Below are 9,702 nucleotides of genomic sequence, written 5' to 3'. Positions count from 1 at the left end.
TAATTATGATCTAACACGTACCTCATCGACCATTTTTATTTATATATCCGATTTTTTATAAATTTTAAGGAAATTATATTATAATTGAGTAAGCATTAAAAAAATCAAAGGAGTTGATTTGTGGATGACAATTAAAGGATATAGAAAATTGTTTGTATTGATCTTTTGTTTATCGCTTTCTTTAACGATTTTTTCTTCTTCTGTTTATACACCACCTAAAGATCTTTATCAAGTAGAAACAGAGAATTATAGGTTTGTTTTTGAGAAGGACCTTTATTATTTTTACGAAGAGATCGCTGATACCGCGGAAGAATTGTATACAAAGTACACTTATTTTTATGGTTCAAATCCTGGTAAAATAACGGTTTATATTTTAGATGATGTTGATTTTACAAACTCTTTTGCCTCCACAGGTACCAATGTCTTAAGGCTTTACGTTAATCCTCCAGAAGATTTTTTGGCGTTGGGAGGAAACGTAGAAGATTGGAGTAAATTTGTTTTTTCGCATGAGTTGAATCACATTTTTTATGGGAGTGATGTTAGAGATCCTTTTATATCTTGGGTTCCTAGTAAATTGATTAAAAACACGCTTAACATGTATCATCAGCCGAGCTATTTGCATGAAGGTCTCTCTATTTACATGGAAAGTAAAGAGTTTGGAGGAAGATTTGAAGATGATCTTTTCAATATGTACCTAAGATCTGAGATACTGAGTAATAACTTCCCAAGATATTATTTGGGTTCAGGTTCTTCAATTGATATATGGAGCCCTGCTGGTTTTAACTATATGTATGGAACAATTTTGGTGAAAGAAATAGTGGATAATTACGGAGAAGGTGCTTTAAGACAGATAATAAGAGCCTTAAATACCAACGTTTTTTTGAATTTGGATGAAGCGTTTTATTGGGTAACGGGGAATAGTTGGAATAGATTTTTGATCGATATTAAGCAAAAATATCTTAAGGAATACGATCAATTAAAAGAAAAAGGTTACAAATTATCTTGGTTAAAAATCGATGATACTTATCAAGATACGGGGAATCTTAAAACTGATGGGGTTTCTCTTTACGGATATTTGGTTATGCCTGATCAAGCAAAGGGTATATACAAAGATAACGAGTTAATTAAAAAAGGAGTAAGTTCATTCGATGTAAATGCAAGAAGCGATCTTTTGTACTTAGTGACTACCTACAACATGGGATATTACACAAATAAGTTGTATTATGATTGTGACTGTCTAAACGGGGAAAGGCTCATAGATGAGAGGGTTAAAGCTTTTGGTTTTGTAGGAGACGATAAGATAGCTTATTCAAAATTAGACAAAGGCTTGACAGCTTTGTATTTGTACGATTTAAGGACTAACGAGACTAAAAAGTTAATAGATTATGGTAAGTATGTTTTTAACGATATTGTAGGAGAAGAAGATATAATTTATTTTTCTGCTAATTATAAGAACCAAACGGATATCTTTTCATATGATCTATCATCAGAAAAGATTTATCAAGTTACCAATGATGAAGTTAAAGAGCTTGGTTTATTTATCGATAATGATTTTATTTATTATTCAGCTAATTACGAAGATGGTATATACAATATTTATAGATTAAACACAACCAACAAAATAGTTGAGCGCTTGACAAATTATTTAAGCGGAGGTTTTGAACCAGTAGTTTTGAACGATAAGTTGTACCATTTAGTTTACGATCATGAGGGATACCATTTGAGTTATTTAGATTTAGAAAGTGCGGTTAAAGAAAGTTTTGTTTTACAAAGTCCAGTTGCACAAGTTAATTTTGAAAGTTATGAAATGAGTTATCCTGAAGATGTTGAAGTGAAAGAATATGCGTTTGAAAAGCCTTATATATTGCCGTTTCCAATTTTAGCCGTTGATATGGATGATAATATTTTATACGGAGCTGGAGCATTTTTTATCAGCGAGGCTATGAACTACATAGGGTTTGTAGATGCGTATTCAGATGGAAACCAAGTGTACGGGGATTTATCCTTGACCTATGATTATTATACGACTAACAGTATAACTTTGAGTTTGACAGAAGAAGATTTTTTAACAAGTTTTTATATTTCCAATAGTTATCTTTGGTATTTAGGGAATACGATAAACACATTTTTGGGAGGTGGGGGTTCATTTAAAAACACTTCTTTTGATTCATATGTCTTAGATTCTATTTTCCAAATAGGTCCCTACTCTGTTAACAATTATGATATTTATGAAATGGGTATAGGAATCACGTATGATTCAAGTTCCGGTATAAAGGCAAATATAGATAAGCCTTTTGTTGTGCTTGATACAAAGGTTGATCCTTACCTTGGGTATGCGGATGGATCTATATACGCTGGAACCAACGTTGAAAAGATATTATGGAGACCATATATCTCCTTTGAATCTGGAAAGTATAGATTCGATGGAATAAAGGCAGGAGGAGATATCAAGTATGATTTTGGACAAGAAGAATTTGATTATTCTGTTTACATTCAGTTCGATCTGAGTATCTTTTATTGGTTGAATGTACCATTGCAGATAAGTAGCGACATTTTCAAAGCAGAATAGTTAACTACTTTTTCTTTTCCAAAACTTTCGGAGCATTTCTCTATTTACAATGAACATAACGGTTGTGAATAGCCAGGTAAAACCTAAGGACATAGACATAGTCAAACTAAATTCCTTTAAAAGTTCTCCTCTAGAAAATTGAAAACTCAAGAAAGAGAGCGTTGTTGTAGATAGTGAAAATGTTATAGATTTTAAGATATTCCAAAAGTTTGTCTTGTTATTGCTGAACGTATGGTATAGATGGAGAAATCCATCTATACCTATACCAAAGATTAAGGGAAAAGTTAGAACGGTTACGAAAGTAGCCCTTATACCTATTAAATACGACACACCAAAAGTAGCTAATACAGAAATTATCAGGCTAAGCATTGCTTCCGATGATTGAATAATGTTTTTTCTAACAATTGCAGTTATACCCCATATGGAGATGAAAGATAGAAATAATGGTATATAAAATCTTTGTCTAATCATCTCCATTATTTTATATGTTGCTTTTGGTAAACCCAGAATGTTTTCTCCTTTTTCCCCAAATGCGTCAAAGAAAATTTTTATTCCGTTGTTACTCCAAAGGCTGAATTTGGGAGTTACTTCCAGAATAAGATATTTTTGACCATTCTTCTCTATTAAAAAGTTGCCTCTGAGGTCCTCAGGGAAAATATCCATGATATTCAAAGTAAAATGGTAGAGGTCAGAAGAGCGTGCGGCTGCATCTATCAGTTTTAGACTGTCAGAATATAAATTATATTTTTTTAAAATGGATATTATTATTGGATTATTTATAACTTGAGATAAACCTTCTAACTGTGATTTTATCTTAGAAAATTCTCCAAGATTTTCTTGAATTATGTCTGGCAAACTGTTGACAGTTTCCACAACACCAGTGTCTAATAGTTCTTTTTTGACCGTTTCAATATCTTCGTCAACTCTCATTAGATACTGCAACGTATCAAAGGAAATATTTCCAAAGTGATCCAAAATTTGTTCTCCGACCTTAACGGATTCTGAATTGGAAGAGATTAGCCCTGGAGGGGTATACGAAAAATTAGTGTAATTAATTAGACCCACAACGCTGAAGATTGAAACTGCCGGAACAACTACAATAAAAATTATTTTTGAGTTTTTTGAAATAAAGTGAGGGAATTTTTTAAAGGCATTGTCTATTTTGGCCGTAAAAGGGGAAATTTTTATGTTTACTTTTAAAGCGTAAATTAATGTTGGAACAAAAAAAATCATTATAAAGAAAAAAACCAATAAACCCATTGAGCTAACGATTGCTAACTCGTTAAAAGCGGGTAATCCCATGAAAAAAAGCGTTAAGAAAACGATGATAGTAGTTATCATTCCAAAGAAGAGAGGAAAAAGAATTCCTTTATAAGTAGAAGCCAATGCAGTAGTGAAGTTATCATCCTCATCAATTTCTTTTGAAAATCTGGTCATCACATGTATTCCGTAAGCTATTCCCAAACCTAAAGTTATTGCCATGACAAAAGAAGTTACTATATTCAATTCTCCGAAAGTTAACGTGATGAGCCCCATCGTTAAAAGTGTAGATACTATCAAACCTAAAAGTACTATTATAGAAGAAGTGAAATTACCAAATGCAAAAGCGAATAAAATGGTAATGAATATAATCGATAAGGTTGTTGTTAGTCTAAAATCTTCCATAACCGTACGATTAGATTCGTATTCCGTGATGTAGGAATTAGTCAAACCAGTTTTTATATTGAAAGTCTTTTCAATCTCTGTTAAAATTGAATTCACTTTTGGAACTATGTAATTTACGTAATCTAAATCGGAGGAAGGTTTGTTGAAAGTAAGTCCCATTATCATAACTTTTCCATCAGGTGATAAAGTGTAGTAGGAACTTATTAAATCAGTATTTTCATCAGTTTGAAGAATATTTTCTAAATCGTAAATATCTTCCAAAAAGCTGTCAGCTTTTTCAAATAACTCGAAATTATAAGTGAAATTTCTACTTAATAAACTGCCAAAACTTTGTAAGTTCTCATACATAGTGTAAATTAAATCCGTTTGGCTTAAGTTTATGATGCCGTATGAAAAAAGGAAAGATAGATCCGTTTGCACAAAACTTAAAAACGTAGGTTCTTTTTGCATGTAATCATGAAAAGTTGAGGCAATTTGTGAAGGCTGCACATTATCGTTGAGAAAAAATGCAGCAACCATAATATCAGAAGATCCTTCAAGAAATGCTTGCTCTTCTAGAAGTTCAACAACAACTTCCGAGTCTTGAGGTAATATTTTCAATAAGTCGGAGTTAACCTTCAATCTAGTGGAAAAAAAACCAAAGATAATGGTAAAGACCACAACTACCGCTATTATGTAATAAGCGTTTCGGGTGATAAAATTAGCAAGTTCTAAAAAGAAGTCCTTTTTTTCTCTCACAGCAACCACCATAATAGAAAAAGGTCAAAAGTAACACCTATAATTAAAGAATAGTAATTCTTCTTTTTTAAATCTATATAAAATCTTAGAAGAATTACCCACAAAACGGAGAAATAAAGAAAAGGTTTTCCTAATAGGCCAAATATAACAGGGGAAACGGAAGAAATGTATGCATATAGTAAATTAGAATCAGAACAAAAAAGCATTCTTATGCCCGAACTTAAGTAAGAAAAAAGCAGAATAAAAATAAGTAATTTAATTTTTGAAACGTCGAAACGTCCCACTTCAAGTATTTGTATGTTTCTCAAAAATACCGGAGAGAAAAGGTAAAATAGGCATATAAGAAATGGTATAAAAAAAGATTTTTTTGTAACGTTGAAAATATTTTTTGGATTTATAAGGGAATTGAAAAAGTCTAAAAAAATATTTGACATTTTTTCATCCTTCGAAGACAAGAACGGAAACATTCGGTTCAATATCTATATTTTCCTGCCTAAAAACATCTAATAAAGGTGTCACCGCAGGGTTATTAAGTAAATCCTCATCGACGATAACTCCACCATATTCGTTCAATGAATTTAAAATATCTCTATTGAAAGAATACGATCTATAATCCTGTTGTGTGAATAAATTATACCTGGATTTCATTATATTTATCGTGTTTTCATCAAATTTTTCCAGATTCAAAACATATATCTTTGGAGTTAATTCTAAGTATAAATTGTCAGTTATGAGTTGATAGTAGGCTAAGGTTAAACCATATAGTTCGTAATCGTTTCTTGATTCTTTGTACCTAACATCTGTGGAGATAATCAAACTTCTAAAATCGTCGTAAGCGTTTTTAGTAACAGGTTTGATAGTTAGTTTGTTGTTTCTAAAATCAAATTTTAAAGTTCCTACAAAAACTCCATCATCCATTATATTACGAGTGATAATAGAAAGATTGTTCACATCATTTAATTGATCGTTCAAAAAAGAAATATCATAATTGACATTTTTTACTGTAAATTTGGGAGATTTTTCTATATTGTAATTGGTACTTTCCAGTCTGCCCATCGAGAAATATAACCCGATGGACAAAGAGAAGAATATTAAAAAAATAGATATAACCCATCCATAAAAACGCAACTTAGTTACCTCCTGTTAAAAAGTCCAAGGCTGTTTTCAGTTGCAGATCTTCTTCAATATTTAGTACAGGTTTTTCTGTAGTCGTATAGAAAGCCTCAGTTGCTTCTTCTTCAGATATTTCTGTCATTGAGATGACTTCCCTTTCTGGATTACTGATCTCTATATCAGGTTTTATCCCTTTTAAATGAATATCTGACCCGCTTGGTGTGAAGTAATGGGCTATAGGTAACCAAATTTCTCCTCCCGTAGATAAGGCAAACACGTTCTGTACAGCCGCTTTTCCATACGTTGTTTCTCCAATGACGGTTGCTATACCATTATCTTTAAGTGCCCCGGTTAAGATCTCAGATGCAGAAGCCGAACCTTCATTGACTAACAAAACAATAGGGATATTTTGTAAAAAGCTGTAATAATTACCTGGAATAGTTGGAATAGATTCTTTTGTGCCATCAAAATACTTAACACTAACTACTTCACCGCTCTTTAAAAACATGGAAATAATATCAACAGCTGATTGTAAAAGTCCACCCGGGTTATTTCTTAAATCGATTATTAATCCTTCTATGTTCTGATTTGATAGATTATTTAAAGCTTCACTCATTTCCTGGGAGCTAGTTTTAGCAAAATTGGTGAGTAATATGTAGCCTAAATTTTTATTTTTGTAATTTATCGTATCAAATTTTACCGTCTTAGTTTCGATTATTTCTCTTATTAACGTAATATTTTTTGGCTCTGTCCAAGAGTCTCGGTATATTTCTAAGGTAACTTCCGTTCCAGGTTCGCCCCTCATTAACGAAGCTGATTTGTTAAGGCCGAGTTCAGATGTGGGGGTACCGTCAACGGATAAAATGTAATCGTTAGGCATTATTCCCGCCCTTTGTGCAGGAGTTCCATTCATCGGTGAAACGATAATAACTGCATCCATTTCATAATCGTATCTAATAGTTAAGCCTACCCCACCGTATTTAGCTTCTATGTCTATTTGACTTTCTTCTGTCTCAACGGAATCAAGATACCAGGCAAAAGGATCATCAAGCCCTTTCATCATCCCTTCAATTGCAGAATCCACTATTTTGTCATAATCAACGTTATCTTTGTCATAATAATAATTGACGATGTAGTATAGCGTTGAGTAAATAGGTTCTTCGAACTTATCTAAATAGATCTGTGTTACAGAATCTTTTTGATAACTGTTAGAAACAGTGTCTGCAAAAATCCAGGAAGTAATAAATAAACCAAAAATTATTATTACGGATAGTAATTTTTTCTTTTTTTTACTCATCTAAGTCTCTCCTTGATAAAAATTTTTATATGGTCCACAATCATATTTCTCTAAATTTGGATAAAACTTGTATTAATTCGTCTAACATCTTTTCATTTCCAGATTCTTCATACTCTAATATACAACTTTTCGTGTAACCTTTCATTATTTCTTCAGCGGTTTTATTTAAAGCCCCCTTCACAGCAGATAACTGCGTTAAAATATCTGCACATCTCCTCTCTTCTTCCAACATTTTTTGAAGGCCCCTAACCTGACCTTCTATTCTTTTTAATCGTCTGATTAAATTATCTTTGTCGTAGTTTGAAGACATGAACACACCTCTCAAAATTAAAATGTCTATAAATATTTAGGCATAAGAAACAAAAAGATTCGTTTCTTTTACATCTTTATCTTTTAAAACGTAGTCATTAAGCTCCTCTATATCCATTTCCATCATTTTTTTGAACTCTTTTCCAGAGATATTCTCTTTATTGTACAGATAAATAGCTAAAAGGTCAAGTCGTTTCCTATTTTCTGACAGTAAGTTCTTAGCTTTTTCATAACTGCTAAGAATAAAATTCTTGATTTCTGAATCAATTTCTTTAGCCGTCTCTTGGGAAAAATTCTTCATTCGAGTTATTTCTCTTCCCAGAAATATTTCTCCTTCTTCTTCACCCCAAGCGATGGGGCCGATCTTTTCACTCATACCTAATTGGGCAACCATTTCCCTTACTAGCTCTGTGGCTCTCTTTAAATCGTTTCCTGCTCCTGTCGTGATTTCGTTGAATACAATTTCTTCAGCAGCTCTTCCACCCAACATACCTACTATTTTATCCTTTATTTCTGGTTCTGTGATTAAAAATCTATCTTCACTTGGAAGTTGCATAGTGTAACCTAAAGCCGCTTGTCCGCGAGGAACTATAGTGATTTTGTGAACAGGATCAGCGTAAGGTAAAAGGTAACCTAAAACGGCATGTCCCAATTCGTGATAGGTAATAACCTTTTTCTCTTTGGGTGTTATCTTGCGTGATTTACGAGCAGGACCAACAATCACCCTTTCTATTGCCTCTTGGAAATCATCGTTAGTTATGTGATCTCTGTTGTCTCTGGCTGCCAGTAAAGCTGCTTCATTTACCATATTTTCCAAATCAGCACCGACAAAACCCGGGGTACTTTGAGCCAAACTTTTAACGTCTATATCGTCTGCGATTCTTTTTCCCCTTAGGTGGATCTTTATAATTTCTTCTCTTGCTCTCAAATCAGGTACATCTAAGAATATTTTTTTGTCGAACCTTCCTGGCCTTAAGAGGGCTTTATCTAAGATATCAGGCCTATTTGTTGCAGCCATTACAACTATGCCTTCTCGTGGATCAAAACCATCCATTTCAACCAACAAAGCGTTCAAAGTTTGTTCCCTTTCATCATGGCCTCCACCTAACCCTGTTCCTCTTTGCCTTCCAACGGCGTCCAGTTCGTCGATGAAAATTATTGCAGGGCTATTCTCTTTTGCTTCTTTAAAAAGATCTCTGACTCGGGCTGCTCCCACACCTACAAATAATTCTACGAAATCGGAACCCGACATAAAATAAAATGGGACATCGGCCTCCCCAGCAACCGCTCTAGCTACCAAAGTTTTTCCTGTACCCGGAGGTCCTGACAAGAGAACACCTTTAGGCATTTTTGCCCCCAATGCACTGAAGTTTTTAGGGTCTTTTAGAAAATTAACTATATCTTCCAATTCTTCCTTAACTTCGTCGATTCCAGCTACGTCGTTGAAAGTAATTTTGTTTCTTTTAGAATCGTATCTTCTAGCAGGATTTCTCCTATAATTGGCTCCAGGTATTCCTTCTCCTGTTCCAGATCTTCTGAACATCCAAAACCAAAAAAACATTAGTATTATTAATGGCAACATATAAATAAGCATGGTAACCCACCAACTTGCTCCGGTGTTTTGAATATACTCAACCTTAATGCCATCATTTGCCAATGCCCTTACGTAAGCTTGATCCATAAGCAAAGTGGGGGCGTAAACCTGAAAAAGCTGCCCGTTTTTGGCTTTTGCTTGGATTAACCCACTTGTGTCGATCTGCAAACTAATGATTGTATCTTGATTTATTAAATTCACGAGATCGGTGTAACTTATCTCAGTTATGTTCGAAGTATTCAACTGAGAAATACTCATAAAGATAAGCATAGCTAAAATAAAATATATAAACAACGGTCCAATTAGGGACCCTCTTCTGTTTGGATTGTTATTCATGAAAGCCTCCTTATAAAAAATAGAATTTTATTTCACTTATATTTTATAATAATATTATAACATTTGCAAATGTTATAAAAA

The 9,702-nt window shown here is 33.3% G+C and carries 6 protein-coding genes; 1 reads left to right on the top strand and 5 read right to left on the bottom strand.

The genetic code is table 11. The features are described from left to right. Nucleotides 1-124 precede the first annotated feature (124 nt). A complete protein-coding gene (locus X926_RS07480) occupies nt 125-2,569 on the top strand; it encodes a hypothetical protein (RefSeq protein ID WP_103065601.1) in 2,445 nt (814 codons plus the stop codon). On the opposite strand, the gene X926_RS07475 is transcribed toward X926_RS07480, so the two are convergent. The 5 genes from X926_RS07475 to ftsH all read right to left on the bottom strand — a co-directional run bounded on the left by X926_RS07475 (nt 2,570) and on the right by ftsH (nt 9,621). Further along, nucleotides 2,570-4,972: an RND family transporter gene (locus tag X926_RS07475; RefSeq protein WP_158245217.1), complete on the bottom strand. Its 2,403-nt coding sequence runs from the start codon at nt 4,970-4,972 to the stop codon at nt 2,570-2,572. It lies immediately after the preceding gene. Between the two features lie 438 nt (nt 4,973-5,410). Then, complete coding sequence (locus X926_RS07465) at nt 5,411-6,100, bottom strand: hypothetical protein (protein ID WP_103065598.1); 690 nt, start codon at nt 6,098-6,100, stop codon at nt 5,411-5,413. 1 nt (nt 6,101) lies between these two features. Continuing rightward, nucleotides 6,102-7,382: a S41 family peptidase gene (locus tag X926_RS07460; RefSeq protein ID WP_103065597.1), complete on the bottom strand. Its 1,281-nt coding sequence runs from the start codon at nt 7,380-7,382 to the stop codon at nt 6,102-6,104. Nucleotides 7,383-7,422: 40 nt separating this feature from the next. After that, entirely contained in the window at nt 7,423-7,692 is a 270-nt protein-coding gene (locus tag X926_RS07455) for a metal-sensitive transcriptional regulator (protein ID WP_012208646.1), read from the bottom strand. 36 nt (nt 7,693-7,728) lie between these two features. After that, nucleotides 7,729-9,621, bottom strand: a complete 1,893-nt coding sequence (ftsH, locus tag X926_RS07450; RefSeq protein ID WP_012208645.1) for an ATP-dependent zinc metalloprotease FtsH — start codon at nt 9,619-9,621, stop codon at nt 7,729-7,731. Nucleotides 9,622-9,702 lie beyond the last annotated feature (81 nt).

It is taken from the genome of Petrotoga sp. HWHPT.55.6.3 (assembly GCF_002895495.1).
Taxonomy (GTDB): Bacteria; Thermotogota; Thermotogae; order Petrotogales; family Petrotogaceae; genus Petrotoga; species Petrotoga mobilis.
Note: the sequence above shows the minus strand (reverse complement) of the source record. Positions and strands in the feature narration are given on the sequence as shown.